Annotated in this window: 22 protein-coding genes; 15 read left to right on the top strand and 7 right to left on the bottom strand. The window is 62.9% G+C overall.

The window, feature by feature from the left end; all coding sequences use genetic code 11:
- Positions 1 to 49 precede the first annotated feature (49 nt).
- From QM609_RS21905 to QM609_RS21895, 3 genes are read left to right on the top strand one after another with little or no spacing between them, the layout of a single operon-like run.
- Complete coding sequence (locus QM609_RS21905) at positions 50 to 475, top strand: DUF1707 SHOCT-like domain-containing protein (protein WP_003940708.1); 426 nt, start codon at positions 50 to 52, stop codon at positions 473 to 475.
- Positions 475 to 825, top strand: a complete 351-nt coding sequence (locus tag QM609_RS21900; protein WP_003940792.1) for a hypothetical protein — start codon at positions 475 to 477, stop codon at positions 823 to 825. The genes QM609_RS21905 and QM609_RS21900 overlap by 1 nt, the downstream gene beginning before the upstream one ends.
- Positions 822 to 1,184: a VanZ family protein gene (locus QM609_RS21895; RefSeq protein ID WP_042922147.1), complete on the top strand. Its 363-nt coding sequence runs from the start codon at positions 822 to 824 to the stop codon at positions 1,182 to 1,184. Before QM609_RS21900 ends, QM609_RS21895 begins: the two co-directional genes overlap by 4 nt.
- Here the strand turns inward: QM609_RS21895 and QM609_RS21890 are convergent, their stop codons facing one another.
- Positions 1,185 to 1,985 (bottom strand): tyrosine-protein phosphatase, encoded by an 801-nt coding sequence (locus QM609_RS21890; RefSeq protein WP_007727222.1) that lies wholly within the window; start codon positions 1,983 to 1,985, stop codon positions 1,185 to 1,187. It lies immediately after the preceding gene.
- Positions 1,986 to 2,115: 130 nt separating this feature from the next.
- On the opposite strand from QM609_RS21890, the gene uraD reads away from it, so the two are divergent.
- The 6 genes from uraD (at position 2,116) to QM609_RS21860 (ending at position 8,819) form a co-directional block, all read left to right on the top strand.
- Entirely contained in the window at positions 2,116 to 2,634 is a 519-nt protein-coding gene (uraD, locus tag QM609_RS21885) for a 2-oxo-4-hydroxy-4-carboxy-5-ureidoimidazoline decarboxylase (protein ID WP_050654891.1), read from the top strand.
- Complete coding sequence (gene uraH, locus QM609_RS21880) at positions 2,631 to 2,960, top strand: hydroxyisourate hydrolase (RefSeq protein WP_007727227.1); 330 nt, start codon at positions 2,631 to 2,633, stop codon at positions 2,958 to 2,960. Before uraD ends, uraH begins: the two co-directional genes overlap by 4 nt.
- 64 nt (positions 2,961 to 3,024) lie before the next feature.
- Positions 3,025 to 3,927: a factor-independent urate hydroxylase gene (gene pucL, locus QM609_RS21875; protein ID WP_030535035.1), complete on the top strand. Its 903-nt coding sequence runs from the start codon at positions 3,025 to 3,027 to the stop codon at positions 3,925 to 3,927.
- 53 nt (positions 3,928 to 3,980) lie between these two features.
- Positions 3,981 to 5,294, top strand: coding sequence for an 8-oxoguanine deaminase (locus QM609_RS21870; protein ID WP_230359898.1), 1,314 nt, complete (start codon positions 3,981 to 3,983; stop codon positions 5,292 to 5,294).
- A 7-nt stretch (positions 5,295 to 5,301) separates the two neighbouring features.
- Complete coding sequence (locus QM609_RS21865) at positions 5,302 to 6,111, top strand: FAD binding domain-containing protein (protein WP_050654918.1); 810 nt, start codon at positions 5,302 to 5,304, stop codon at positions 6,109 to 6,111.
- Positions 6,108 to 8,819, top strand: a complete 2,712-nt coding sequence (locus tag QM609_RS21860) for a molybdopterin-dependent oxidoreductase (RefSeq protein ID WP_050654890.1) — start codon at positions 6,108 to 6,110, stop codon at positions 8,817 to 8,819. Before QM609_RS21865 ends, QM609_RS21860 begins: the two co-directional genes overlap by 4 nt.
- On the opposite strand, the gene lat is transcribed toward QM609_RS21860, so the two are convergent.
- Entirely contained in the window at positions 8,816 to 10,144 is a 1,329-nt protein-coding gene (gene lat / locus QM609_RS21855) for an L-lysine 6-transaminase (protein ID WP_050654889.1), read from the bottom strand. The two genes, QM609_RS21860 and lat, sit on opposite strands and share 4 nt — an antisense overlap.
- A 65-nt stretch (positions 10,145 to 10,209) precedes the next feature.
- A complete protein-coding gene (locus tag QM609_RS21850; protein WP_003940830.1) occupies positions 10,210 to 10,674 on the bottom strand; it encodes an Lrp/AsnC family transcriptional regulator in 465 nt (154 codons plus the stop codon).
- 30 nt (positions 10,675 to 10,704) lie between these two features.
- Here QM609_RS21850 and hglS point away from each other — a divergent pair, with 30 nt between their 5' ends.
- Entirely contained in the window at positions 10,705 to 12,000 is a 1,296-nt protein-coding gene (gene hglS / locus QM609_RS21845; protein ID WP_050654888.1) for a 2-oxoadipate dioxygenase/decarboxylase, read from the top strand.
- Positions 11,987 to 13,492 carry an L-piperidine-6-carboxylate dehydrogenase gene (amaB, locus tag QM609_RS21840; RefSeq protein WP_042449599.1) on the top strand — a complete coding sequence of 502 codons (1,506 nt, stop codon included), beginning with the start codon at positions 11,987 to 11,989 and terminating at the stop codon, positions 13,490 to 13,492. Before hglS ends, amaB begins: the two co-directional genes overlap by 14 nt.
- On the opposite strand, the gene QM609_RS21835 is transcribed toward amaB, so the two are convergent.
- Genes QM609_RS21835 through QM609_RS21825 form a run of 3 tightly spaced genes read right to left on the bottom strand, consistent with a single transcriptional unit; the run spans position 13,443 to position 16,661 of the window.
- Positions 13,443 to 14,228, bottom strand: a complete 786-nt coding sequence (locus QM609_RS21835; protein ID WP_050654887.1) for an alpha/beta fold hydrolase — start codon at positions 14,226 to 14,228, stop codon at positions 13,443 to 13,445. The two genes, amaB and QM609_RS21835, sit on opposite strands and share 50 nt — an antisense overlap.
- A complete protein-coding gene (locus QM609_RS21830) occupies positions 14,225 to 15,289 on the bottom strand; it encodes an isopenicillin N synthase family dioxygenase (protein ID WP_042449601.1) in 1,065 nt (354 codons plus the stop codon). The genes QM609_RS21835 and QM609_RS21830 overlap by 4 nt, the downstream gene beginning before the upstream one ends.
- Entirely contained in the window at positions 15,270 to 16,661 is a 1,392-nt protein-coding gene (locus QM609_RS21825; protein ID WP_007727244.1) for a uracil-xanthine permease family protein, read from the bottom strand. Before QM609_RS21825 ends, QM609_RS21830 begins: the two co-directional genes overlap by 20 nt.
- A gap of 134 nt (positions 16,662 to 16,795) precedes the next feature.
- Here QM609_RS21825 and QM609_RS21820 point away from each other — a divergent pair, with 134 nt between their 5' ends.
- From QM609_RS21820 to QM609_RS21810, 3 genes are read left to right on the top strand one after another with little or no spacing between them, the layout of a single operon-like run.
- Complete coding sequence (locus tag QM609_RS21820; protein ID WP_007727247.1) at positions 16,796 to 17,359, top strand: helix-turn-helix domain-containing protein; 564 nt, start codon at positions 16,796 to 16,798, stop codon at positions 17,357 to 17,359.
- A gap of 55 nt (positions 17,360 to 17,414) precedes the next feature.
- Positions 17,415 to 18,419, top strand: coding sequence for an acyl-CoA dehydrogenase family protein (locus QM609_RS21815; protein ID WP_081377504.1), 1,005 nt, complete (start codon positions 17,415 to 17,417; stop codon positions 18,417 to 18,419).
- Positions 18,420 to 18,453: 34 nt separating this feature from the next.
- On the top strand, positions 18,454 to 19,545 hold the full coding sequence (locus QM609_RS21810; RefSeq protein ID WP_003940896.1) for an N-formylglutamate amidohydrolase: 1,092 nt from the start codon (positions 18,454 to 18,456) through the stop codon (positions 19,543 to 19,545).
- Positions 19,546 to 19,583: 38 nt separating this feature from the next.
- Here the strand turns inward: QM609_RS21810 and QM609_RS21805 are convergent, their stop codons facing one another.
- Positions 19,584 to 20,915 (bottom strand): anaerobic C4-dicarboxylate transporter family protein, encoded by a 1,332-nt coding sequence (locus QM609_RS21805; protein ID WP_050654886.1) that lies wholly within the window; start codon positions 20,913 to 20,915, stop codon positions 19,584 to 19,586.
- A gap of 106 nt (positions 20,916 to 21,021) precedes the next feature.
- Here QM609_RS21805 and QM609_RS21800 point away from each other — a divergent pair, with 106 nt between their 5' ends.
- Positions 21,022 to 25,569 carry an ATP-dependent helicase gene (locus QM609_RS21800; protein ID WP_042449813.1) on the top strand — a complete coding sequence of 1,516 codons (4,548 nt, stop codon included), beginning with the start codon at positions 21,022 to 21,024 and terminating at the stop codon, positions 25,567 to 25,569.
- Positions 25,570 to 25,630: the final 61 nt, after the last annotated feature.

The following is a 25,630-nucleotide window of genomic DNA, read 5'->3' as shown; positions in this document are numbered from 1 at the left end:
TAGTCCCCACTACCGGAAAGGCGCACAGTCGTTTGAGTAGGCTGTAACGATGGCTGACGTCCCCGACATTCGCATCGGCACTGCAGAACGCGAGCAGGCACTCGATCTCCTGAGCGAGCACTTCGCCGCAGGCCGCCTCACCGTCACCGAGTTCGACGAGAGAAGCGGAATCGTCAGTGCCGCAACAACTCGCAGTGAACTCGTTCCGGTGTTCGCCGATCTTCCGGGCAACTACCAAGCCCCCGGCACCGCTCCCCTGTCGATGGTGACGCCTCCCGACGCACCGGCGGAGCGAGGCTTCAACCCCGACTGGTCCGGTCGCGTCATGGCCGTCGTCCCGATTCTCGCGGTGATCCTGTTCTTCGTCACCGGCACCTGGTTGTGGTTCCTCGCGATTCCCCTGGCCGGTGCACTGCTGTTCGGTACCGACCGGGAACGCAAAGCCAAGCGCCGCCGCGAGCGGGACTCCGACTGATGGAGCCGATCGAGATCAACGCAGGCGGCTGGTATCTACGCGCACTACGCGCAGACGAGCGTGTGGACGACCGCCCCGCCCTTGCCGATGGTGGTATCACCGACCCCGATTACGTGAGTCAGCGAAGCGCTCAGTGGCACGAAAACAGCGTCTACTCCTGGGCAGTGTGCCAACCCAACACCGGTGAGCTTCTCGCCGAGGTCGTTCTGACGCCTCTCGACTCCACCGCCCTGCTCACCGGCTGGGCCCGCGACGGGCACACCGAGGCGCTCACGACGGCCGCCGACGCCGTCACCAGATTCGCCGAAGGTGCACTCGGACTCGTCGTCGTCGAGGGGCAGACGAATTGAAGAACAACCGATACTGGCCGTTGGCGATCGCCGTGGTCATTGCCCTGATCATGCTCTTCTCCCCGGGTTCCACCGTGCCCTCGAGCCCGGAGAACACCGACAAGATCACTCACACGCTGATGTTCGCGGTATTGGCGATCACCTCGTTGCACGCGCGGATCCCGGTGTGGCTCACGGCTGTGTGGTTGTTGATCTTTGCCGCGACGTCCGAGGTTCTTCAAGCAGCGCTGCCCATTTCGCGTTCCGGTTCGATCTGGGACGGCAGCGCCGACCTGCTCGGCATCGCCATCGGGATCGGTATCGTCAGTCTCGTGACGAGGCGACGAACTTCCCGCCGAGACGAGCCGAGCAGGTCCTGATCAGCTGAGCAGGTTGCTCCGCAATTGGTCCTGGGTCGACGCGTCGATCTTCAAGCCGTCGGTGAAGTAGGCCTCGATGGATCCGTGTACCTGCGCGAGCTCTGCCATCGACGCCTCCAGGTACTCGCGCCTGACACCGAGGACACCCTCGAGCAGGGTCGGGTCGATCCCCTTGGCCTCGAATCGCTCGAGGAGCGGCGCGAACATCGGCAACAAAATCTTGTTGGTTTCGAGGTAGTCCGCGAAGACCGCGTCCTCGGAGGCACCCAGGAACAGCAGTAACGCGGCCGCTGCCCAACCCGTGCGATCCTTGCCCGTGGTGCAGTGAATGAGTGCCGGCGAGCTGGGCGGCTGCGCCAAGTCGACGAACAGTTGCCGGTACGACGCGACCGCACTCGGCAAGGTCACGAAATCGCGGTAACTTCCCTGAAAGTACTCGAGCGCCTGGCCGCTGCCCAACGCTTCGGCAGCAAACGCCGGGTCGGCGATCATCTGCTGCATCTGAGCCGGAATGGCGCGATACTGCTTGTCCGCCAATACGTCCAGGCCGATTTCTCGGATACCGTCCGGCGTCAGATCCGGTGCCGTCTCGCGTTCGGATTCGGTGCGCAGATCGTAGATCGTGACGATGCCCAGATCGGCGAGGGTCTGTGCGCCGTCCGCACTGAGCGATGCCAGATCGGTGGAACGAAACACGCTCCCGGTGCGGACGGTGCCACCGAAGCTCGATTCGGGGCCACCGATGTCTCGGAGGTTCGCCAGGGACGGTACGACGGAAGACAGCTTCGGAGTATCGGTCATACCTGAGAATGTATCGGTCGCCGAGAAACCGTGATCGGGGAAGAGCAGCCGGAGAAATAAGATCGAGACACATCATCTCCCGTAATTGCTGCGCTACAGATCCGTAACATGCTCAAGTAATCCTGTGGACATGCCTACAACGAATTCCAGTGGTCTCGGAGCCTTCGATGCGCTCGGTGACCACCAGGCAGTCGCGGCGCTGCTCGAGTGTTGCCATTCCGCCGTGTGGGCACAGGAAATCGCCTCGTCTCGCCCGTTCGCCGATCTGGAAGCTCTGTTCGACAAAGCAGATGCGGTGCTGGCCGAGCTTCCCGAGTCCGAGATCGACGACGCTCTCTCCGGCCACCCACGAATCGGTGAGCGAAGCGAGAGCGCGGCCTCTACCCGTGAACAGTCGGGAGTCTCGTCGGCGACAGAAGACGTACTCACGGAACTTCGACGGAAGAACGCCGAGTACGAAGAGACATTCGGCCATGTTTACCTGGTCTGCGCGTCGGGGAAATCTGGAACGGAGCTCCTCGACATCCTTCGAGGTCGTCTCCGAAACGACCCGGCGACCGAGCGTTCCGTGCTTCGAACCGAATTGGCCGCCATCAATCGGATCAGACTCGCCCGTCTGATCGATGCACTCGCCGGAGGCACAGCATGAGCAAGACCCTCAGCACGCACGTTCTCGACGCGACGACGGGCAACCCCGCGGCGGGGATTCGCGTCGAACTTCGTGATCGAGACGGCGCCTCCGTCACCACTGCGGAGACCGACTCCGACGGCCGCATCCCCGAACTTGCTCCCGGTGGCCTGACCGCCGGTCACTACACCCTGACTTTCGACACCGGAACGTATTTCGAGACCAACGGACAAGAAAACTTCTACCCGGAAGTGACAGTGACCTTCCGGGTGGACGACACGGCACGGGGCTATCACGTCCCACTGTTGCTGTCTCCCTTTGCTTATTCCACCTATCGCGGGAGCTGAACACGTGACTACCGAAAACATCACGACCGGCAACATCACAACCGGCAGTACGAACACCGAACGGTTGAGCGGATCGATCGAACTATCGGGTCACCAGTACGGCAAAGCGGAAAATCGAGTAGTCCGAATCTATCGAGACACCCCCCGTCACGAAATTCACGACATCAACGTCTCCACCTGCCTGCGTGGAGATTTCGCCGACGCGTACCTCACCGGTGATCAATCGAAGGTTCTGCCGACCGACACGCAGAAACAAACGGCCTACTCCTACGCCAAGGAAAAGGGTCTGATCTCGATCGAGACGTACGGACTCGAACTCGCCCGTCATTTCGTCGACGACATCGAACCGGTCAGTGGCGCGCGGATCGAGATCGAGGAATACGCCTGGGAGCGTGCGATTGTCGACGGCAGCGAGCACGACTACACCTGGATTCGGAAGGGTCAGGAAGTTCGGACGGCGTCGATCACCATCGCCGATACCGGGACATGGGTGATCGGCGGCCTGAAGGACCTGGTGATCCTCAAATCGACCGGTAGTGAGTTCTCGGGTTTTCTCGAAGATCCGTACACCGTTCTCGAGCCGACCGACGACCGCGTCATGGCGACGACGTTGGTCGCCCAGTGGCGATTCGTCACCACCGACGTCGACTGGGAATCGGTCTACGCGGGCATCAAGGCACAGATCGTCAAGCAGTTCGCACAGGTACATTCACTTGCCCTGCAGCAGACGCTCTTCCACATCGGCAAGGCAATCCTCGAGGAATTCCCGATCATCGCGGAGGTTCGACTGTCCGCACCCAACAAGCATCATTTCGAATATGCACTCGGCCGCTTCGGAGTGGAGAACGACAACGAGGTGTTCCACGCTGCGGATCGTCCGTACGGCCTGATCCAAGCTGCGGTCAGCCGATCCGACGCACCAGACGCGGGACCGTCGTGGACCACCTACGCCGGTTGGTTGTCGTGACCGAATCAGCTCTCGGGGCAACACTCGTCGTGGCGGGCGCTCATGTGGTCACGATGGACGGCGACCGCTCCGAGTACTCCGACGGCTATGTGGTGATCTCGGGCAACAAGATCGTCGACGTCGGCGCCGGAACGCCACCCGAATACCCGGGTGCGCAAGTGATCGACGGGAGTGGTTGCCTGATCACGCCGGGTCTGGTCAACACACATCATCATCTCTACCAATGGATCACCCGAGGCCTGGCCGCGGACTCGACGCTTTTCGAGTGGCTGACCACCCTGTACCCCGTCTGGGCGGGTATCGACGCCGACGCCGTCCACGTGGCGGCCACCGGCGGCCTCACGTGGTTGGCGAAAACCGGATGTACGACCACCACCGACCACCACTACGTCGTTCCCCGCGACGCCGGCGACGTTTTCGAGGCCGAGATCACCGCTGCTGCGCAGGTCGGCCTTCGATTCCACCCGTGTCGTGGGTCGATGGATCTCGGCCAGAGTTCCGGCGGCCTGCCACCGGATCACGTCGTGGAAAAACTCGATGACATCCTGACCGGCACGCAGTCGGTAATCGACCGTTGGCACGACCCGAATCCCGGATCGATGCTGCAGATCGCGGTAGCTCCCTGCTCACCCTTCTCGGTGACGGAGGCATTGCTCCGCGAGTCCGCGACGCTGGCCCGCGAAAACGGCGTGCGTATGCACACGCATCTGGCCGAGACACTGGACGAGGAGAGATTCTGCCGCGAGCATTTCGGTTGCACGCCGGTCGAATACATGGAACGAGTCGGCTGGGTGGGCCCGGACGTCTGGTACGCCCACGCAGTCCATCTCGACGACGCCGGTATCGAGACGATGGCGCGAACCGGAACTGCGGCGGCGCACTGCCCGACCTCCAACGCGCGCCTGGGAGCCGGTATCGCCCGTGCCGCCGATTTGGTGAACGGCGGGGTCACCGTGGGGCTCGGCGTGGACGGCGCGGCGAGCAATGAAGCTTGCAGCCTGATCGAGGAGTCTCGTCATGCACTTCTGTTTGCTCGCGCGAAGGGCGGACCGCAGACGATGACGGTGCGAAAAGCCTTGGAATTGGGAACGATCGGCGGCGCACGAGTTCTGGGCCGCGAGGGCGAAATCGGATCGATCGAGGTCGGAAAACTTGCCGACCTGGCGGTGTGGAAACTCGACACCGTCGCGCATGCCGGCATCACCGATCCGGTGGCGGCGCTCGTACTCGGCTCGACTCCCCCGCTGAAGTTACTGCTCGTCAACGGACGAATCGTAGTTGCCGACGGACGAGTCACCACCGTCGACGAGGACGTCGTGGCCTCGGATGTCGCACGCGCACACCGCGATCTACTCGGAAAGGCTTGAGGTCGCGATGGACCTGCACAGCGTCGACGAAGTTCTGGTGCCGCGGACCCGCGCCGAACTCCCCTGTGCGTCACCCGGCATCGGGTTCATCGGTGGCGGCACCTGGCTGTACTCGGAACCGCAGCCGCACCTGACCACCCTTGTCGACCTTGCGGGCTTCGACTGGGAAGCTGTGGCGGTCGGCGATCTCGGTCTCGAGATCGCGGCCACCTGCACCATCGAGGAACTGTGCCGCGCCGAACTTCCCGCATCCTGGCGCGCCGCAGCGCTGTTCCAACACTGCGCTGACGCACTACTCGCATCGTGGAAGGTGTTGCGATACGCGACAGTCGGCGGCAACATCGCGCTCTCCTTCCCGGCCGGAGCGATGACGACTCTGTGTACCGCTCTCGATGCCGAACTGACGATCTGGCGTCCGGACGGTACCGAATACTCGTTCCCCGTAGTCGATTTCGTTATCGACGATTCTCGAAACGTACTCAGGTCCGGCGAGATCATCCGCAGTATCCGGATTCCCGTGCATGCATTGACTGCACGTACCGCGATGCGAAAGCTGGCTCAGACGTCACTTGGGCGATCGGCCGTAGCCGTGGCCGGACGCTGCGGCGCCGACGGTTTCACGCTGGCGATCACCGCCGCGACCCGCCGTCCGTACGCTCTCAAATTCGACGAACTCCCCGACGCCACAGCACTTGCGGATGCGTTGAGCAGCAGGATTCCGGAAGACGCCTACTTCACCGATGTCCATGGAACTGCGCCGTGGCGGAAGGCGATGACCGAGCTTCTTGCCGAAGAAATCCGAGGTGAACTGGAATGAAGTACTCGGTGGACGGAGTTCCGCGCGACGACCAGCCCCGCCCAGGACAGTGCCTGCGAACTTTCCTCCGCGAGCACGGAGCGAACTCCGTCAAGAAGGGGTGCGATGCCGGGGACTGCGGCGCCTGCTCGGTGCTGGTCGACGGACACCCCACCCATTCGTGCATATTTCCCGCCCATCGCATCGACGGCCGCGACGTCGTCACCGCCTCCGGTCTCGGAACACCGGAGAAACTTCACCCCATTCAACAGGCATTCGTGGACGCGGGCGGATTCCAATGTGGTTTCTGTACAGCGGGAATGGTAGTCACCGCATCAGCGTTGTCGGTCGAGCAAAAATCCGATCTCGCGTGCTCGATGAAAGGTAACCTGTGCCGCTGCACCGGTTATCGGTCCATTCGTGACGCTCTCGCCGGTACATCCAATACGGAGACTGCCAAAATAGGCGGGGCTCAGGGGCGTTCGATCGCAGCACCGGCGTCCGCGCGCATCGTCACGGGAACCGAGCAGTACACCATGGACTTCTCCCCGGGTGAGAAGCCGGTCGACCTGCTTCACGTCGCAGTACTCGGCAGTCCGCACGCACACGCACACATAACGCGGATAGACACGGCAGCAGCCGAAGCGGCGCCGGGCGTCGCTGCGGTCCTCACTTTTCATGACAGTCCGGACGTGCTGTTCTCGACCGCCCGGCACGAGGACCGCAACGACGATCCGGACGACACGCGCGTGTTCGACAGCACCCTCCGTTTCCGCGGCCAGCGCGTAGCCGCGGTCATCGCCGAATCCCCGACGCAGGCGGAACGTGCACTCTCGCTGATCGAAGTCGACTACGAGGTACGCGACGCGGTATTCGAACCAGATCTGGCGCGTTCCCCCGGCGCTCCACTCCTGCACGGCGACAAGGACGAGAGCTCGCGGATCGCCGAGGCCCCTCGCAACGTGGTTGCCGCGCTTCACGATGGCGTCGGCGATCTGGACCGTGCGCTCGCGGATGCGACTGCAGTCGTCGAAGGTACGTGGAAAACTGCGCGAGTCCAGCACGTGGCCTTGGAAACTCACGGCGCAGTGGGGTGGCTCGACGAGGAGGGCCGTCTCGTCATCAGAAGCAGCACACAGGTGCCGTTTCTGGTTCGGGACGAATTGGCCCACATCTTCGATCTCGATCGCAGCCGAATCCGGGTGTTCGCAAAACGGGTAGGCGGGGGTTTCGGCGGGAAGCAGGAACTACTCACCGAGGATCTGGTCGCACTGGCCGTCTTGAAGACCGGCAAGCCCGTAGCCTACGAGTTCAGCCGCAGCGATCAGTTCACCATCGCACCGTCACGGCATCCGATGCGAGTATCGGTGCGTGCGGGCGCCGACGCCGACGGAACTCTCACTGCGCTCGCTATCGACGTCCTTTCCGACGCGGGGGCGTACGGGAACCATTCGATCGGAGTCATGTTCCATGGTTGCGCCGAATCCATGGCGGTCTATCGCGCTGCGACCAAACGCGTCGACGCCGAAGCGGTCTACACGAACAACGTTCCCTCCGGGGCCTTTCGTGGTTACGGGCTCGGCCAGATCATCTTCGCCGTCGAGTCGGCCATGGATCAGCTCGCGGATCGTCTCGGCATGGACCCCTTCGAGTTTCGGCGGCGCAACGTCGTCGTTCCCGGAGACGATTTTGTCGACTGGCACGTCGAAGACGGTGATCTCGAATTCGGCAGCTACGGACTGGACCAGTGCATCGACCTCGTCGACAGTGCACTGTCGAGCGGACGCGGAGAGGCTGCACCGGCAGGGACGCGTTGGCAGATCGGTCGGGGCATGGCAATTGCCATGATCGCGACGATCCCGCCGCGTGGTCACTTCTCCGACACCACCGTCGCACTCGAGGCCGACGGTCGGTACGTCGTGAACATCGGCACCGCTGAGTTCGGCAACGGAACCACTACGATTCACCAACAGATCGCGGCCACCGAATTGCGGACGACAGTCGATCGCATCACGATTGTTCAATCCGACACCGATGCCGGCGGATACGACACCGGAGCATTCGGGTCGACGGGAACGGTGGTCGCCGGCAAGGCGCTCCTGATCGCCTGCGAGCGCCTTCGCGAGCGAATACTGACCCGTGCGGTGCGATTGAGTGGCCGCGGCGCGCAGATCGACGATCTTTCGCCGGGCGGGGTCGAAACGTCCCACGGTTGCCTCGATTTCGCGACGCTACTCGAAGGTGGCCCGCTCGCCGCTGACGGTCGCCACGACGGAACACCGCGCTCGGTCTCGTTCAACGTTCACGGCTTTCGCGTTGCCGTCGACACGGATACCGGCCGGGTGAAGATCCTGCAGTCGGTTCAGGCCGCCGATGCCGGCACCGTCATGAACCCGGCACAACTGCGAGGGCAGGTGGAAGGCGGTGTGGGACAGGCCCTCGGCGCTGCACTGTCGGAGGAAATCGTCATCGAAGAAGGCCGAGTGATCAATCCTCAGCTACGCAATTACCACGTTCCACAGATCGGAGATTTGCCGATCACCGAAGTACTGTTTGCCGACACGTACGACAAACTCGGGCCTTTCGGCGCGAAATCGATGAGTGAGGCCCCCTTCAATCCGGTAGCACCGGCGTTGGCAAACGCGATAGCCAACGCGTGTGGAGTGCGTATGTACTCCACACCGATGACACCGGATCGAGTGTGGAGCGAACTCCAGGCCAGAGCCTAGACTTCGCGCTCGAGCACTCGCTCGACTGCGTCGACCGCGTCGTCCAACTCACCGGTGGTCACCGTCAGCGCGGGACGGAATCTGATTCCTCTCTTCCCGGTTGGCAGTATCATCACATGCTCGTCTTCTCGCAGTCGCTGGACAACGCGATCACGAAGGTCACTGTCCGCCAACGTAATCGCGCACATCAGACCACGACCGCGCGGCTCGGTTGCCGCCGCGTACCGCCCGCAGACTTCGGTCAACCGGGCAAGGAGATGCGCACCCGTGAATCGCACGCGGTCGATCAGTCGGTCCTGCTCGACGACTTCGAGTATCCGCCGGGCACGAACCATGTCGGTGAGGTTGCCACCCCACGTCGAATTGATCCGAGAACTGACGTGAAACACGTTGTCATGCACTTCATCCACGCGCCCGCCGGCCATGATTCCGCACACCTGCGTTTTCTTGCCGAACGCCACCACATCCGGACTCAGACCCAATTGTTGGTAGGCCCAGGCAGTTCCGGTGATTCCGCAACCGGTCTGTACTTCGTCGAGAATGAAGAGGGCGTCGTTTTCGTGGCACAACTCCTGCATCGCCTGCAGAAATTCCGGCCTGAGGTGATGGTCGCCGCCCTCGCCCTGGATCGGCTCGGCGATGAAACAGGCAATGTCGTCGGGGTTGTCGGCGAAAGCTCGGCGCGCTTGATCGAGAGCTTGCCTCTCCGCAGCTTCGACATCGCGGCCGTCTGCCAGGTACGGCGAGTCGATACGTGGCCAGTCGAACTTGGGGAATCGCGCGACCTTGCCCGGTTCGGTGTTGGTGAGCGACATCGTGTAGCCACTGCGGCCGTGAAAAGCCTCGGTCAGGTGCAGGACCTTTGTCCCCAGATCTGCTGACAACCCACGGCTTTCGTTCCACCGACTCTTCCAGTCGAAGGCAACCTTGAGTGCATTTTCCACCGCCAGGGCTCCGCCGTCGACGAAGAACAAGTGCGGGAGTGCCGAATCCCCCAGTACCCGAGCGAAAGCCGCAACGAAGCGCGCCATGGGTTCGGTGTAGATGTCGGAGTTACTCGGCTTGTTGGAGGCCACGACAGCCAACTCCTGTTGAAACTCCTCGTCGCCTGCGATCGCAGGGTGATTCATACCCAGGGCCGAAGAGCCGAAGAAACCGAACATGTCCAGATACTCGGTTCCGTCTCGCAGGTCACGGAGATAGGAACCCCGCGACCCTTCGACGTCGAGAATCAGATCGAATCCGTCGACGAGGATGCTGGCCTTCAACACGTCGTAGACCGGAAAGAGCGCACTGTCACCGAAGTCTCGCATCGCAGTACTCATACGCGAAGGCTATGTCAATTTTCCGGGAGTGTCGATAGAGGACCGTAAAAGTTATTGAACAAGCGTCATTCGTCGTAAAAAGTTTGTAGGATGATGGTGCTTCGTGTGTTGACGTTGGCTGCCGTACGGATCTCCTGCAGCAATCGCTCCAACGCCCGAGGTGACGCCACCCGGACCAGGAGGACGTAGCTTTCGCTCCCGGCTACCGAGTGACACGAGACGACCGCCGGCAGATGACGCAAGCGGGCAGGCGCATCGTCGGGCTGCGAGGGATCGAGAGGAGTGATGGCGACAAATGCGGACAGATTGTGACCGAGTGCCTCCGGATCGATCTTCGCGGAGTACCCACGGATCACCTTGCGAGATTCCAAACGACGCACTCGCGACTGGACTGCGGAGATCGAGAGTCCAGCCTTCTCAGCAAGACTCGCGAGAGTGGCACGGCCGTCCAAGACCAATTCACGCATCAAGAGTCGATCGGTTTCGTCGACCGGAACACCGGCAACGTCACTGGTTTCTGTTTCTCGCACCTGCGCAGGCTAACGCAATCGGACATTCGTATGGTTGAAACCTGGGAGCTACGTGCACGGTTCGCAGCGGCCCTCGCCAAGATGTATGGCGACGAGGTCCCCGCTTACAACACCTTGGTAGATGTAACGATGCAGGTGAACCGTGATTTTGCCGCCGAACATCCGGATTCTGCGGAGCGCCTGGGCAGCCTGGCGAGAGTCAGCGCCGAGCGTCACGGCGCCATCAGACTGGGGACTCTCGACGAACTACGTGACGTAGCCACCGTCTTCGGCGGATTCGGTATGTTTCCGGTCGGCTATTACGACCTCCGGCTCACCGACTCCCCCATTCCCGTTGTCTCGACGGCATTTCGCCCCACCGATCCCGCCGAACTCGCCCGGAACCCGTTCCGCGTTTTCACCTCGGTGCTGACCAGTTCCGATTCCAGGTTCTTCGACACCGACCTCGAGCGTCGGATCACCAGGTTCCTGCGTCGCCGGACCCTGTTCTCTCCCGAACTTCTGCAGTGGGCACGGCAATCGAGTCGCGAGGGCGGCCTGACGGAGCCCGAGGCGACACAGTTCGTCGATGCAGCGACCTCGGCGTTTCGGCTCGGCACCGATCCCATCGACGCGGGCTGGTACCGCGAACTCGCCGCAATCTCGCCTGTCGCTGCAGACATTGCGGGGCAGGGCTCGACCCACGTCAATCACCTCACCCCGCGAGTGCTCGACATCGACGAGTTGTACCGCCGCATGACCGAGCGCGGTATCACCATGATCGACCGCATCCAAGGCCCGCCGAGATGGAGCGGACCACTACTACTTCTGCGGCAGACGTCGTTTCGTGCATTGGCCGAAGACAGACTCTTCCGTCAGCACGACGGATCGGTCACCACTGAGCCCGTCCGCGTCAGATTCGGCGAGGTGGAGGCACGCGGAATCGCGTTGACCCGCAGCGGGCGAGCGATCTACGACCGACTGATCGCCACGCCCGAGGACGCCGACTGGGACAGCGAATTTCCGCACTCCGAAAGCGAACTCGATGCCGCGGGGTTGGCGTACTTCACGTACCGAAACGAAGGAACTGTTGTCGTCCGCGACCCGATCGTCTACGAGGACTTCCTACCTGCCTCCGCGGCCGGGATCTTCGCATCCAATCTCGATTCCGTGACCGGATTCGTTTCCGATGCGCCCGGCGCCGAATACGGGCAGGATCGATTGGAGGGCGCCATCGACCGCACCATCGAAGATCCGTTCGAGCTGTACCGCGCACAACAAGAGGCGTCACGTGCCGTGCTGCCTCCCGCCCACAACAACAGAGGACTCCCCAGTGAACCTGCCTGATTCTTCGAGCCTCGCCGATCGCGCCGAAAGCGCCCTTGCCGCGTGCGGTGTCGAGTGGCCCGCCGGCGACCTGAGCGCACGAACCCCCATCACCGGTACGCAACTGCGTACCGTTCGGCAGCACTCCGGTAGAGAAGTCGACGACGCCGTCGACGCGGCGCATCGCGCGTTCCTCACCTGGCGCACCGTCCCCGCTCCGGCGCGCGGCGCGGTCGTGCGCCGGCTGGGCAGCCTACTGACCGAGCACAAGGAGGACCTCGCGGAGATCGTGACCCTCGAAGCAGGCAAGGTCACCTCGGAGGCTCTCGGCGAGGTACAGGAGATGATCGACATCTGCGAGTTCGCCGTCGGTCTCTCCCGGCAGCTCTACGGACGCACCATGCCGTCCGAGCGTCCCGGACACCGGTTGACGGAAACGTGGCACCCTCTCGGCGTTGTCGGGGTCATCTCCGCGTTCAACTTTCCCGTCGCGGTGTGGTCGTGGAATACCGCCATCGCTCTCGTGTGCGGTGACGCCGTCGTCTGGAAGCCTTCGGAGACCACGCCGCTGACTGCGCTGGCATGTGACGCCCTCCTCCGACGCGCCCTCGCCGACTGTGATGCACCGATCGACGTGCACCAGTTGATCATCGGCGGACGCGATGTCGGTGAGGCCTTGGTGGTCAACCCACTGGTGGCCTTGGTCAGCGCCACCGGTTCCGTGCGAATGGGCCGCGCGGTGGCTCCGCGGGTCGCCGAACGCTTCGGGCGAAGCCTCCTCGAGTTGGGTGGCAACAACGCCGCAGTCGTCACACCGTCGGCAGATCTCGAGCTTGCCGTACGCGGAATCGTGTTCTCCGCCGCCGGAACTGCGGGGCAGCGGTGCACCTCACTTCGTCGGCTCATCGTTCACGAGTCGATCGCCGATCACGTCGTCGAGCGCGTTGCGGCCGCGTACGCACAGCTCGAGGTCGGCAGTCCCTTCGATTCCGGTGTTCTGGTCGGGCCGCTGATCAACGAAGCCGCGTTCGAGACGATGCAGAAATCGCTCTCGGCCGCACGCGCGGACGGCGGATCTGTGGTGTGTGGCGGGGACCGCGTCGGCGATTCCGGGTTCTACGTGACACCTGCCCTCGTTCGTATGCCCGCACAGACCGAGGTGGTGCGGGCGGAGACTTTTGCACCCATCCTCTACGTCTTGACCTACACCGACTTCGACGACGCCATTGCGCTGCACAACGGCGTGCCTCAAGGACTTTCGTCCTCGATCTTCACACTCGATCAGCGAGAAGCAGAGCACTTCCTCGCCGCCGACGGCTCCGATTGCGGCATCGCGAACGTGAACATCGGAACGTCCGGTGCGGAGATCGGCGGCGCATTCGGCGGGGAGAAGGAGACTGGCGGCGGACGCGAGTCGGGTTCGGATTCGTGGAAGGCATACATGCGCCGAGCCACCAATACCGTCAATTACTCGGACCAGCTTCCGCTGGCTCAAGGGGTCGAGTTCGGCTGAACACCTGCCGGGCGAAATCGGTGATCGCGTCGATCAACTCCGGGAGCGCCGACAACTGCGGTGCATGGTCGGTGCCCAGGCTGACCACCTGGGCACCGGGGACAAGTCTCTGCATGGCGCGTTGAGCCTCGATCGGCACGGTTCGATCCAGCGTGCATTCGACATACAACCTCGGCACGGTTCCGAATCGCTCTTCCGTCCAGACCGGTGCCATCAGGCGGGCTGACTCCAGTTGTGGAACGAGCATGCGCGCGGCGAAGATCGCATCAGCCACCGGCGCTTCGTGGAAGAACACAGCGGCACCGGCTTCGGGCGGTACCACCGTCGCATCCCCGTCGTCGGTGGGGACCAACCAACGTGAGATCCCGACCGGACTTTCCAGACCGAGTTCGATGCAGAGCATCCCGAAGTCCGTCTGCGATGGAAGCATCATCCCTGCGACGTACACAAGACCCGTTACCCGCGAAGGCAGCAACTCAGCCACCTGTGAGGCCACGATGCCACCGCCGGAGTGACCAACGAGGGCGCACTGCCCGTCCAAGGACTCGACAACTGCCACAACATGTTCGGCAACGACATCGAGATCGATCACGTCGTCTGAGTTCCAACTTCCCGAGCCGGGAAGCTCCACCACAACAGGATTGAAGCCGGCCGATTTCAGTGGGCCACACACACGATCCCAGACCCAACCGCCGGCCCATGCTCCGTGGATCAGGACGATGTTCCGTGCACTCACTGCTTGACCTCGAGCTCTGCAGCCGAAAGTACCCGAGCCGCCTCACGACCTGCGGCGGCGTTGGACTTCCCCTGCCTCGACCCGGCCAATTTGGCCTTGATGTGATCGCGAACGGTAATGGGTTCGTACTCCAAGCCGGAGTCGTCCTGAAAACTCGGCAAGGTCGCAATCACCGCGTCGACGTTTCCGTCATGGAAGAAGGCCGCCGATCGCCGGCGCTTGATGGTGCCGTTCACCACCGGAGGCGCAACTCGGTGCAGCGTGGACATCCACCTGTCGTTGGTCAGTCGCGCGGTGAGATCCCCGAGGTTGACCAGTAGCGCGCCGTCGTGCGGCCAGACATCGTGCCAGCGTCGGTCGCTCCCGAGTACTTGCAAACCTTCGACCTGATCCGCCCACAGCACGGTGACCAGCCCGAAATCGGTATGTTCGCCCATCCCCTTCAACTCACCGTCCAACGTCACCGTCCCTTCGGGTAACGCGTAGTTGTTCATCCGCAGTACGTCGATGGAGTGGTCGGTGATCGACTCGAAGAATCCTGGGGTCAGCCCGAGCGCGTCTTCGAAAATGGTGGTCAGTGTGCGTGCCACCCGCTCGCCATGGGCGTAGTAATTCTCCACCCGCTCCGTGAAACCAGACACTGCGGGCCACAGGTTGATTCCGTAATCGTCCTCCGACAGTTCGAGTTCGGTGAATGATCGGGCTTCGGTTCCGACGTTGAAGGCCTCGAAAAAGTCGTTCATTCTGGTCGCGGATTCGACGCCGAGGCTCAGGCTCAGCGACTCACTCTTGGGCGGGCTGTACCCACGATTCGCGCCCTCGATTCGGTAGCCCGACTTCGTCTCCATCGGCAGCCCGAAGAAGTCGTCCATCGCTTCGGCGAGGCCGGAAGAAACAGCGGCCGGAACACCGTGGCCCCGAATCTGCATGAAACCTACAGTCCGACAAGCATGGTCGACTTCGGCAGCCACTCGCGCCTTGTCCTGGTCGGCACCACCGAGCACGTAAGGCGAGATGTCGACGACGGGCACTTCGAAGGGATCAGACTGGGACTGTGACACTGGCGTCTCCTGCAGAGCTGGTGGCGGGTTCAGATTTTGCAGTGGCATGGAGGCTCTCTCGCGATCGCCTCGCGAGTTCACCGAGTCGGGTGTGATTGAACAGCAGATTGAGCGAAAAGGCCGAGGCCGCAGCCAAGGTGATGCCGCTACCGAGGAGGATCTGAGCCGAGGAGGGGAATCGCTCGAACATCCCCTCCGCAAATTCCGGAAGAATACCGATCCCCACCGATACAGCGGCGATCGTGGTGTTGATCGGGTCGCTGAGATCGACCTTGCGCAGCGTGTTGATTCCGACCACGGCGACAGTGGAGAACAAGATGATTCCGACACCGCCGACCACCGGATCAGGCAGGGCTGCAACCACTTCACCCATTCGCGGGATGAGGCCGAGGACGATCAGAATGGCACCGCTGGTAGCGGTCACGTACCGGCTGTACACCCGGGTCGTGGCAACGGCGCCGACATTCTGCGAGAAAACGGTGTCGACAAAGGCATTGAAGATTCCGCCCAGAACTCCCGACATCCCGTCGGCCACCAGCCCTCGTGCGAGATCTGCTTTCTTCAAAGGCTTTCCGGTGATCTCGCTGACCGCCAGCATGCTCGCCGTCGATTCTGCGAAGACGACTGCCATGACGATACTCATCGCCACCACGGCGGTGACGGGAAACTCCGGAGCGCCGAAGTGGAACGGCATCGGGAAGCCCACCCAGGCCGAGCCGCCGACGCCACTCAGATCGATCAGGCCCATCGGGATGGCGATCACGGTGCCGATCACAAGCGCCATCAGTACACCGAGCTGCGTCCACATCCCGCGGCCGAGGCAGATGAAGGCCACCGCGACCACAACGACTGCGGCAGCCAGCGCCAGATTCTTCGGGTCGGCGAACGACGGGGAGGTGGGGTCGTTTCCGACGATCAGTCCTCCTGCGACACCGATCAACGAGATGCCGATGACTGTGAGGACGACGCCGGTAACCAGGGGTGGGAAGTATCGGACGATCTTGGCGAACGGCACGGCCAAGGCAATGCCGACTACGCCACCGACCAGCATGGACCCGTACACCGCCTGCAGGCCGTACTCCTTGGCGATCAGAATCATCGGCGTCAGCCCGGCGAAGGTCGCCCCGCAGACGATCGGCAGCCGGACACCGGCGACCTTCCCGACGCCCAGGCTCTGAATGATCGTGATGATGCCTGCAACGAGCAAGTCCGCGCTGATCAGCATCGCGACTGTGCTGCGGTCCAGCCCTACGGCGGCACCGAAAACCAGCGGAACCGTGATGCAGCCGGTGTACATGATGAGGACGTGCTGAAGAGCAAAAGCAGACTGGCGGGCAAATGGGAGCCGCTGGTCGACAGGATGGATGGCCATGCGCCGATCTCCGTCCGAAGCTGGAAGTGTTTCGTGTACGGGACTATTCAGCACGTCGATAATTTCTTACCGTGGTCGAATTTGTTTCGTCTGTGTAATCAAAACTTTCACCAGAGCACTGCTATCTTCGGCACATGGACGACGACCAGAAGGCGATAGCGACCGCAATCGGGGCTGCCGTGCGGACGGCGCGAAAAGAAGCCGGACTGACGTTGCGCGAGGTTGCCGTGAAGTCGGGCTTGTCCCAGCCCTTCCTGAGCCAGACCGAAAACGGCCACGCAGTACCCAGTGTCATGAACCTTCATCGCCTCGCGCAATCGCTCGGCACCACGGCGCACGCACTCTTGGCACAAGGTGAGCGAACTCCGTCCAGCCTCGTCCGCGCCGGCGAGGGGCGAACCTTCGAACTGGCACACGATTCGGTGATTCGATTCTGCTCCACCGGCTCACGGACCATGGAACCCAACGAGATCACGGCAGCACCTCATTCCGAGGCAGGTGAGCACACCGAGCACGCCGGCGAAGAGTTCATTCATGTTCTCGAAGGATCTGTCGAGGTCGAGGTGGGACTGGACGAGCATCACGTTCTTCATGTAGGCGACACCCTCCTCTACACCTCGACCATCCCGCACCGGTGGTTCAATCGCACCGATGCGGTCGCGAGGTTCCTCATCGTGAGTTCGCCGCCCTCGTTCTAGATGCGCGGCTGTAGTTCCACACCACAACCCCCCGCTCACGGCTTACCCTGACAGCGTGACCATGTGGCCGGAACTTGCGCGCGAAATCGCCGATACCGTTCTGTTTCCCGTCGCCGACAGCGTCGACGCCGACGGAGAAATCCCCAGCAGCCATTTCGACGCGCTCGCCGCCGACGGCTTCTACGGCATCGCTGCCCTCGGTGAGGGTGGCCCCAGCAGCGAAGAACTGGTCGAGGTCCTCGAAACCTTGTGCGGCGGTTGCCTCGCGACGACGTTCACCTGGATGCAGCATCACGGCGTCGTCGGAGCCCTGGCGGCGAGTCCCAATGCACCTCTGCGCGAACAATACTGGGACGGTCTGGTTTCCGGCACGATTCGCGGTGGGGTTGCCTATGCCGGCGCCATCCCCCGCCCACCGCTCCTGTGGGCGAAGCGGGTGAACGACGGCTACGTCCTCGACGGGATCGCACCCTTCGTCACCGGTTGGGGCATCGTCGATGTTCTCTTGGTGTCGGCGCGCGACGAGTTCGACAATTCCATCGTTCATTCCGTCGTACCGGTGGGCGAGGCCCCGGGTCTGACGATCGAGGAACTTCCACTGATCGCGGCGCGCGGAAGCAACACCGTCCGAATCGTGTTCGACGCTTTCGAAATTCCCGATACCGACGTCTGTGCTGTCGTCAGCGACGAACAATTCCAGAGCACCCAGCTCCCCGGCTTGTGGCTCAACGGCGCGATGGCCATGGGCATCACCCGCCGCGCTGTCACCGAACTTGCGGATCTGGGAGTCGACACCGACGCGTTCGAGGAACAAGCCACCCGGGCGCGCGCCGATCTCGATGCAGCACTGCGCGACGGCGGCGACATGTCGGCCGCCCGCGCCCGAGCGTCGGAACTTGCGATACGCGCGTCGGCCGCACTCGTGACTGCGACCGGAAGCCGCGCTCTGGTCGGCAGCAACACCCCCGAGCGGCTCATGCGTGAAGCCACCTTCACTCTTGTCGCGGCTGGTCGCCCGGAGATCAAAACAGCTCTCGTGGAACGACTCAGCGGATACTGAGTACGCACGGTTATACTCGATTACGCTGGGGCTCATGACCAGTGGAGAACCAGTACTCATCCCGGCCGGAACCGTGTTCACGCCGGAGGACCTGACGTTCTATGCCGATCGCGACTCCCGCAGTCTCGACGACGCCATCGCCGAAGCCGACCTTCTTGTCAGTTGCCCACACTCGGGTTCCGCGATTCCAGCAGAACTCTCACGTTTTCTCGCACCCGAGTTCACACAGCGGCTGCAATTCGACTTCACCGACATGTCCACCAGTCCCATCGTGCGCCGTTGGGCCGAAATCGATTCGCGCATCGTATACGTGGAGAATCCGCACCCTCGCATGATTCGCGATCCCAACCGTGCGAAGCCCGAAAACCTGGAAGCGTCACTGCGCGAAGCATTCGCCCGCGTCCACAAGGCCGGTGCAGGCAACAAAGCAGACCTCACCGGCGTCGACGCAGTTCGCCCTGTCACCTTCTCGTTCTACCCCCTGCTGCTCGAGCCGACCGACGACGCGGGCTGGAAGAACCTCGCCGAGACCTTCACCGAGACAGCCGAACACGGTTTGGGTGTCTACGAAAGAACTCGCGACACACTGATCGAAGCCATGGTGGAGAAGAGCTTCGAACTCGGTCGATCGTTCACGACGTTGTCGTTCCACGACACGATGAACCACACCACCCGGCGGGACGGCGCCGTCAATGTCGAACGGCCGGAAGCAGATCGACTCCCCGACGTCGTCGCACTCTCCAATCGTGGCGATCACGACGGTAATCGACGCGGCGACAATCCCGTGACGATGGATCCGGAGCTCATTCGCACACTTGCGGTCTCACATCGCAAGGGATTTCAGGTCGACGATCCGGATGCGGTCGCTCTCAATCAGCCGTACCTCGGCAGTTTCGAAATCATCCGAGCCGGAGCGAGATTCGCCGAATTGAGCGCCCGCGCCGCCGAAGCCGGGATCACGTTGAGCGCGGTTCAGGCCGAATTCAAACGAGAATTCCTACTGGGAGACGAACTGGCCGCCTACATCATGGAACCCGGCGTCGACTGGCCTACACCCGACGCCGAACGGGTGGACCAGCTCGCTCACGCGTGCAAGGCGAGCTGGGACCACTACCGCAACAGCTGACTCAGCGCTGTCACTCAGGGCTGACTCAGCCGCAATACTCAACCGAGCACCACTCCGAACAACGCGCCGGCCGCAATCGTCGTGACGGCCAAGATGATGGTCGGCAGGAAGAACGAGTGGTCGACGAGCTTGGAACCGAGCTTCGTGCTGCCCGAGAGGTCGAAGTTCGCAGCCGCGATCTGCGAACCGTTTGTCGGCAACAGATAGACGCCGGCAAACGCTCCGGCCCACATTCCGCTCACCAGACCGGGTGCAATCCCGGCAGCGAGACCGATCGGCACGATGGTCCTCGTAGCGGTCGACTGACTGGTCGTCAGTACACAGACCAGGAAGACACCGAGCGCGAAGATCCACGGCGCGGCGTTGACCCAGTCGCCGACGGTGCTCGTGATCAGCTCGGAATGGGCGCTGATGAACGTGTCCGTCAGCCATGCCAGACCGAACAGCGCGATGGCCGAGACCATACCGGCACGGAACACCGTCGACGACGGCACGTCGGCGACATTCGGGCGGCACACCAGCAGGATCAACGTACCCACGACGAACATCAGCATTTCGATGATCGGTGTCATCCCCATCGGAGTACCGTCGGCAGCTTCGGGACGAATCCCCTTGAACAGGCCGAAGATCACGATAGCCAGGACGCCGGCGAGGAAGATCAGTGCCGCGTTTCGTCCGGTCTTCGTCGAGACGAGTTCGGTCTTGGAGGCTGCACCAGGTCCGGCCAATTCGCCCGACTTCATCTTCGCCTGTATCTCCGGGTCGTCGTCGAGATCTTTGCCGAGTCGGTTGACCGCGATGGAGGAAAGGATGATGCCGACAACAGCAGCCGGGAAGGTGATCTTGATGATGTCGATGAGTTCGAAATCGTAAGGCGGCACGTCGGTCAGCGTGACCATTGCCGCCATTGCCGCGGACACCGGACTACACGCCAGCGCCACACCGGTCGAGACAACTGACAGCGACAGCGGTCGTGACGGCCGCACACCGTTCTTGTACGAGACGTCGTAGATGACGGGGAGCAGTGGGTAGAGGATGTTGGACGTGCCGGCACCGACCGAGAACAGGAATGACACCAACGGCGCGATCAGCGTGATCTGTTTCGGGCGAGATTCGATCAACTTGGCCGCGATGGTGACCATCCAGTCGATACCACCGGCCGCCTGCATCATCGACGACGCGAGGACGACGGACAGGACGATGAGGAGAGCGTCGACCGGCGGACTGCCGACGTCCTCTCCGAAGACGAACACGAGGACGGCAACACCTGCGCCGCCCCACAGACCGAGAGCGACACCGCTCGATCTGGTACCCATGACAATCGCCCCGAGCACTACCGCCAGCTCGAGGACAATCTTGACTGCTTCCATCAGGCACTCGCCTTCTCGATAACAAGAGAATCGCTATAACAGGGCAAATAGTATGCTCTGCGCTTCGGCTGCAGGCACGAACACGCTGTCGGTGGGAAGGGGCAATATGGTGGTCGTGACCAACGTCCTCGGTAGGTTCTCGCCCGCCACACGCGAGTGGTTCGGCGGCGCTTTCAGCGCTCCGACTGCTGCGCAGCTCGGCGCCTGGGAATCCATCGCGAGTGGCTCTCACACACTTGTCGTCGCGCCCACCGGCTCCGGCAAGACATTGTCGGCGTTCCTGTGGGCCCTCGATCAACTCGCCGCCAAGGACGAAGGCGAACGCGCCACCAAAGTCCTCTACATTTCGCCGCTCAAAGCGCTGGGTGTGGACGTCGAGCGGAACCTTCGCGCGCCGCTGGTCGGCATCACGCAGACGGCGAAGCGTCTAGGCCTCACTCCGCCCGAGATCACCGTCGGTGTCCGTTCCGGTGATACGTCCCAGGCCGATCGGCGCTCGTTGATCAAACGACCCCCGGACATCCTGATCACCACGCCTGAGTCGTTGTTCCTGATGCTCACCTCCGCTGCCCGGGAAACACTGGTCGGTGTCGACACCGTGATCGTCGACGAGGTTCACGCGGTGGCGGGCACCAAGCGCGGCTCTCACCTCGCGCTCTCACTGGAACGCCTGGACGGCTTGCTCGAGCGTCCGGCGCAACGCATCGGATTGTCGGCCACTGTCCGTCCGCACGAGGAGATCGGGCGGTTCCTCGCCGGTTCGGCACCGATCCGAATCGTGGCTCCGCCTGCCGCCAAGACCTTCGACCTCACGGTCCGTGTTCCCGTCGAGGACATGACCGAACTGGGGATCGCGACGCCGGACGACGGTTCCGAATCTCCCACCCCGCAAGCCGGTTCGATCTGGCCCCACGTCGAGGAACAGATCGTCGACCTCGTTCTCGACCACCGATCGTCCATCGTGTTCGCCAACTCTCGCCGCCTCGCCGAACGATTGACAGCCAGGCTCAACGAGATTCATGCAGAACGCATCGGTCTGGCCGTCGAGAAAACATCTCGCCCGCCCGCGCAGATCGGGGCTCCCACCGAGGTCAACTACGGCGCAGAACCCCTCCTTGCTCGCGCCCACCACGGATCGGTCAGCAAAGACCAGCGAGCCCTCATCGAAGACGACCTCAAATCGGGTCGATTGCGATGCGTCGTCGCCACCAGCAGTCTCGAACTCGGAATCGACATGGGCGCCGTCGACTTGGTCATCCAGGTGGAGGCACCGCCTTCGGTTGCCAGCGGCCTGCAACGTGTCGGCCGCGCCGGCCACCAGGTCGGTGAGATATCGCGAGGCGTCGTCTTCCCCAAGCATCGCACCGACCTGATTCATTGCGCGGTGACGGTCGAGCGCATGGTCGAAGGCAAGATCGAAGCGATGGCCGTTCCGGCCAATCCCCTCGACATCCTCGCTCAGCAAACTGTTGCGGCCACCGCTCTCGAACCGATCGACGTCGACGACTGGTTCGAGACCGTGCGCCGAAGCGGTTCCTTTGCAACGCTTCCCCGTTCGGCGTACGAATCGACTCTGGACTTGCTGGCGGGGCGGTACCCCTCGGACGAGTTCGCCGAATTACGTCCTCGCCTTGTCTGGGATCGTGAGTCCAACACGCTCACGGGCCGCCCGGGTTCGCAGCGTTTGGCCGTCACTTCCGGCGGCGCAATCCCCGACCGCGGCCTCTTCACCGTCTACATGGTTGGCGAGAAAGCGTCCCGCGTCGGCGAACTCGACGAGGAAATGGTCTACGAATCCCGGGTCGGCGACGTCTTCGCGCTCGGCGCCACCAGTTGGCGGATCGAGGAGATCACCTTCGATCGGGTTCTGGTCAGCCCCGCCTACGGCATGCCGGGTCGTTTGCCCTTCTGGCACGGCGACGGACTCGGTCGCCCCGCCGAACTCGGACAGGCGTTGGGGCAGTTCGTCCGCGAAACGGCTCTCGGCAACGAAGCCGACGTCGTCGAGCGTTGCCGCGTGGGCGGGCTCGATCACAACGCGACTACCAACCTGATCCAACTCGTCGGTGAGCAGAAGAATGCCACCGGGCAGGTGCCGTCGGATCGAACCCTGGTGGTCGAACGCTTCCGCGACGAACTCGGTGATTGGCGTCTGGTGCTGCATTCCCCGTACGGCCAACGGGTTCACGCACCGTGGGCCCTCGCCATCGGGGCGCGCCTGCAGGAACGATACGGCGTCGATTCCAGCCCGACGGCCTCCGACGACGGCATCATCATCCGACTCCCCGACACCGAGAACGAACCTCCCGGCGCCGAACTGTTCACCTTCGACGTCGAGGACATCGAAGATCTGGTCACCCAGGAGGTGGGCGGCTCCGCGCTCTTCGCTTCCCGATTCCGCGAATGTGCCGCCCGCGCACTGCTTCTCCCCCGCCGCAATCCCGGAAAACGTGCACCGCTGTGGCAGCAGCGTCAGCGGTCGGCGCAACTGCTGGACGTCGCCCGCAAGTTCCCGACCTTCCCGATCCTGCTCGAGACCGTACGCGAGTGCTTGCAGGACGTTTACGACCTGCCTGCACTGAAGGAATTGTTCGGCAAGATCGAGAAAAGGCAGATTCGAATCGTCGAGGTGGAGACGGCCTCTCCGTCTCCGTTCGCCAGTGCGCTCCTGTTCAACTACGTGGGTGCGTTCATGTACGAGGGCGACAGCCCCCTCGCCGAGCGACGCGCCGCCGCTTTGTCCTTGGACTCCACGCTGTTGGCCGAACTCCTCGGCCGCGTCGAGCTGCGCGAGCTCCTCGACGCCGGAGTGATCGAGCAGGCCGAACGTGAACTGCAACGGCTCGTCCCTGACCGAAAGGCCAAGGACCTCGAGGGTGTTGCCGATCTCCTCCGCATGCTCGGCCCGCTGACCACCGAAGAAGTCACCGAACGCTGTCTCGAGGACCCGGTCTCATGGCTCGAGAAGTTGGTTACGGACAAACGCGCCCTCCACGTCTCGTATGCGGGCGAGAGCTGGTGGACCGTCGTCGAAGATGCAGCGCGGCTTCGCGATGGACTCGGCGTTCCCCTACCCATCGGCGTTCCGGCCGCGTTCATCGAGCCGGTCGATCAACCACTCGACGACCTCCTGAGCCGGTACGCCCGCACCCACGGTCCCTTCACTCTCGCCGACGCGGCTGCACGCTTCGGTCTCGGAGTATCAGTCGCGCGTGACGTTCTCGGTCGGCTCGCGCTCGAAAAGCGGGTCCTGGAAGGTGAATTCCGCCCGTCTGCAACCGGGAGCGAATGGTGCGACGCCGAGGTCCTGCGTCGCTTGCGGCGACGCTCGCTCGCCGCGGCACGGCAGGAGGTCGAGCCGGTCAGCACCGCGACGCTCGGGCGATTCCTTCCCAGTTGGCAGCACGTAGGCGGCACGCTGCGAGGAATCGACGGTGTTGCAACGGTGGTCGATCAACTTGCCGGCGTTCCGATTCCGGCGTCCGCTCTCGAATCGTTGATCCTGCCGAGCCGAGTTGCCGACTACTCTCCCGCGATGTTGGACGAACTCACGTCGACGGGTGAAGTCCTGTGGTCCGGATCGGGAGCTATCTCGGGCAAAGACGGGTGGGTAGTGCTGCACCCCGCCGACCTGGCACCGATCACGCTCAATTCGCCCGCCGACACCGACGTCTCGGAATTGCAGAAGCGCATCCTCGACCTGCTGTCCGGCGGCGGTGCCTACTTCTTCCGCCAGTTGGTCGACGCGTTGCGAACTACGGAGTCGGCTGCGGACACGGTCGACAGTGCGGTGACGACGGCACTGTGGGAGTTGGTGTGGCTCGGACACATCGGTAACGACACCGTTGCACCGCTGCGCGCACTTCTCTCCGACACCACCAGAACAACAACCAGTCACCGATCACCTCGCCGTGTTCCGCGGGCCCGTCCGTACCGCGGAATGGCCCGCGCTTCCACGCCCGCGCGCACGGGACCGGCAACTGCCTCCGGTCGGTGGTTCCAGCTGCCAGGTATCGAACCTGACCCCACTATCCGGGCGCACGCCACGGCTGATCTGCTGCTCGAACGATACGGCGTCGTCACCCGCGGTTCGGTGATGAGCGAGAACGTGCCGGGCGGTTTCGCGTTGATCTACAAGGTACTGAGCACGTTCGAGGACAACGGGCGCGCTCGACGCGGATACTTCGTGGACACCCTGGGCGGCGCTCAATTCTCCACGCCTCCCGTGGTGGACCGCTTGCGGACGTTCGGTGATTCCATCGAGGGGCGCCACACCTCCTCGGCTGCAGTCACTCTCGCGGCGTGCGACCCGGCAAACCCGTACGGCGCGGCGCTGCCGTGGCCGGCGTCGGGGGGCGAAGAGTCACCAGGACACCGACCCGGACGAAAAGCCGGCGCACTGGTAGTTCTGGTGGAGGGTGAGTTGGTTCTGTTCGTCGAGCGCGGCGGTCGCACGATCCTGACATTCACCGACGACGGCGGAACGTTGCGCCTGGCAGCACTGTCACTTGCTCAGAAGGTGACTTCTCGCGCCATCGACAAGTTGGTAGTGGAGAAGGTCGACGGAGAGACCATCCACGGCAACGATTTTGCTCCGGTCCTGGTCGAAGCCGGCTTCGCGGCCACCCCTCGCGGATTCCGGTTGCGGTCATGAGGATTGGGGTCATGATGATTGAGATCGTGGAAGTTGAGATCCTGAAGTGTGGGTGCGGCGA

The sequence above is a fragment of the Rhodococcus sp. IEGM 1302 genome (assembly GCF_030056935.1).
GTDB lineage: Bacteria > Actinomycetota > Actinomycetes > Mycobacteriales > Mycobacteriaceae > Rhodococcus_F > Rhodococcus_F qingshengii.
Note: the sequence above shows the minus strand (reverse complement) of the source record. Positions and strands in the feature narration are given on the sequence as shown.

Bases quoted from the DNA above. Each gene is read 5' to 3' on its own strand.
- QM609_RS21870 (WP_230359898.1), top strand. From the start codon at position 3,981: ATGGACGGCGACCGCTCCGAGTACTCCGACGGCTATGTGGTGATCTCG.
- QM609_RS21860 (WP_050654890.1), top strand. From the start codon at position 6,108: ATGAAGTACTCGGTGGACGGAGTTCCGCGCGACGACCAGCCCCGCCCA.
- lat (WP_050654889.1), bottom strand. From the start codon at position 10,144: ATGAGTACTGCGATGCGAGACTTCGGTGACAGTGCGCTCTTTCCGGTC.
- uraD (WP_050654891.1), top strand. From the start codon at position 2,116: ATGCCTACAACGAATTCCAGTGGTCTCGGAGCCTTCGATGCGCTCGGT.
- QM609_RS21820 (WP_007727247.1), top strand. From the start codon at position 16,796: ATGGACGACGACCAGAAGGCGATAGCGACCGCAATCGGGGCTGCCGTG.
- QM609_RS21810 (WP_003940896.1), top strand. From the start codon at position 18,454: ATGACCAGTGGAGAACCAGTACTCATCCCGGCCGGAACCGTGTTCACG.
- QM609_RS21825 (WP_007727244.1), bottom strand. From the start codon at position 16,661: ATGGCCATCCATCCTGTCGACCAGCGGCTCCCATTTGCCCGCCAGTCT.
- uraH (WP_007727227.1), top strand. From the start codon at position 2,631: ATGAGCAAGACCCTCAGCACGCACGTTCTCGACGCGACGACGGGCAAC.
- QM609_RS21805 (WP_050654886.1), bottom strand. From the start codon at position 20,915: ATGGAAGCAGTCAAGATTGTCCTCGAGCTGGCGGTAGTGCTCGGGGCG.
- QM609_RS21890 (WP_007727222.1), bottom strand. From the start codon at position 1,985: ATGACCGATACTCCGAAGCTGTCTTCCGTCGTACCGTCCCTGGCGAAC.
- QM609_RS21865 (WP_050654918.1), top strand. From the start codon at position 5,302: ATGGACCTGCACAGCGTCGACGAAGTTCTGGTGCCGCGGACCCGCGCC.
- QM609_RS21800 (WP_042449813.1), top strand. From the start codon at position 21,022: ATGGTGGTCGTGACCAACGTCCTCGGTAGGTTCTCGCCCGCCACACGC.
- hglS (WP_050654888.1), top strand. From the start codon at position 10,705: ATGGTTGAAACCTGGGAGCTACGTGCACGGTTCGCAGCGGCCCTCGCC.
- QM609_RS21900 (WP_003940792.1), top strand. From the start codon at position 475: ATGGAGCCGATCGAGATCAACGCAGGCGGCTGGTATCTACGCGCACTA.
- QM609_RS21905 (WP_003940708.1), top strand. From the start codon at position 50: ATGGCTGACGTCCCCGACATTCGCATCGGCACTGCAGAACGCGAGCAG.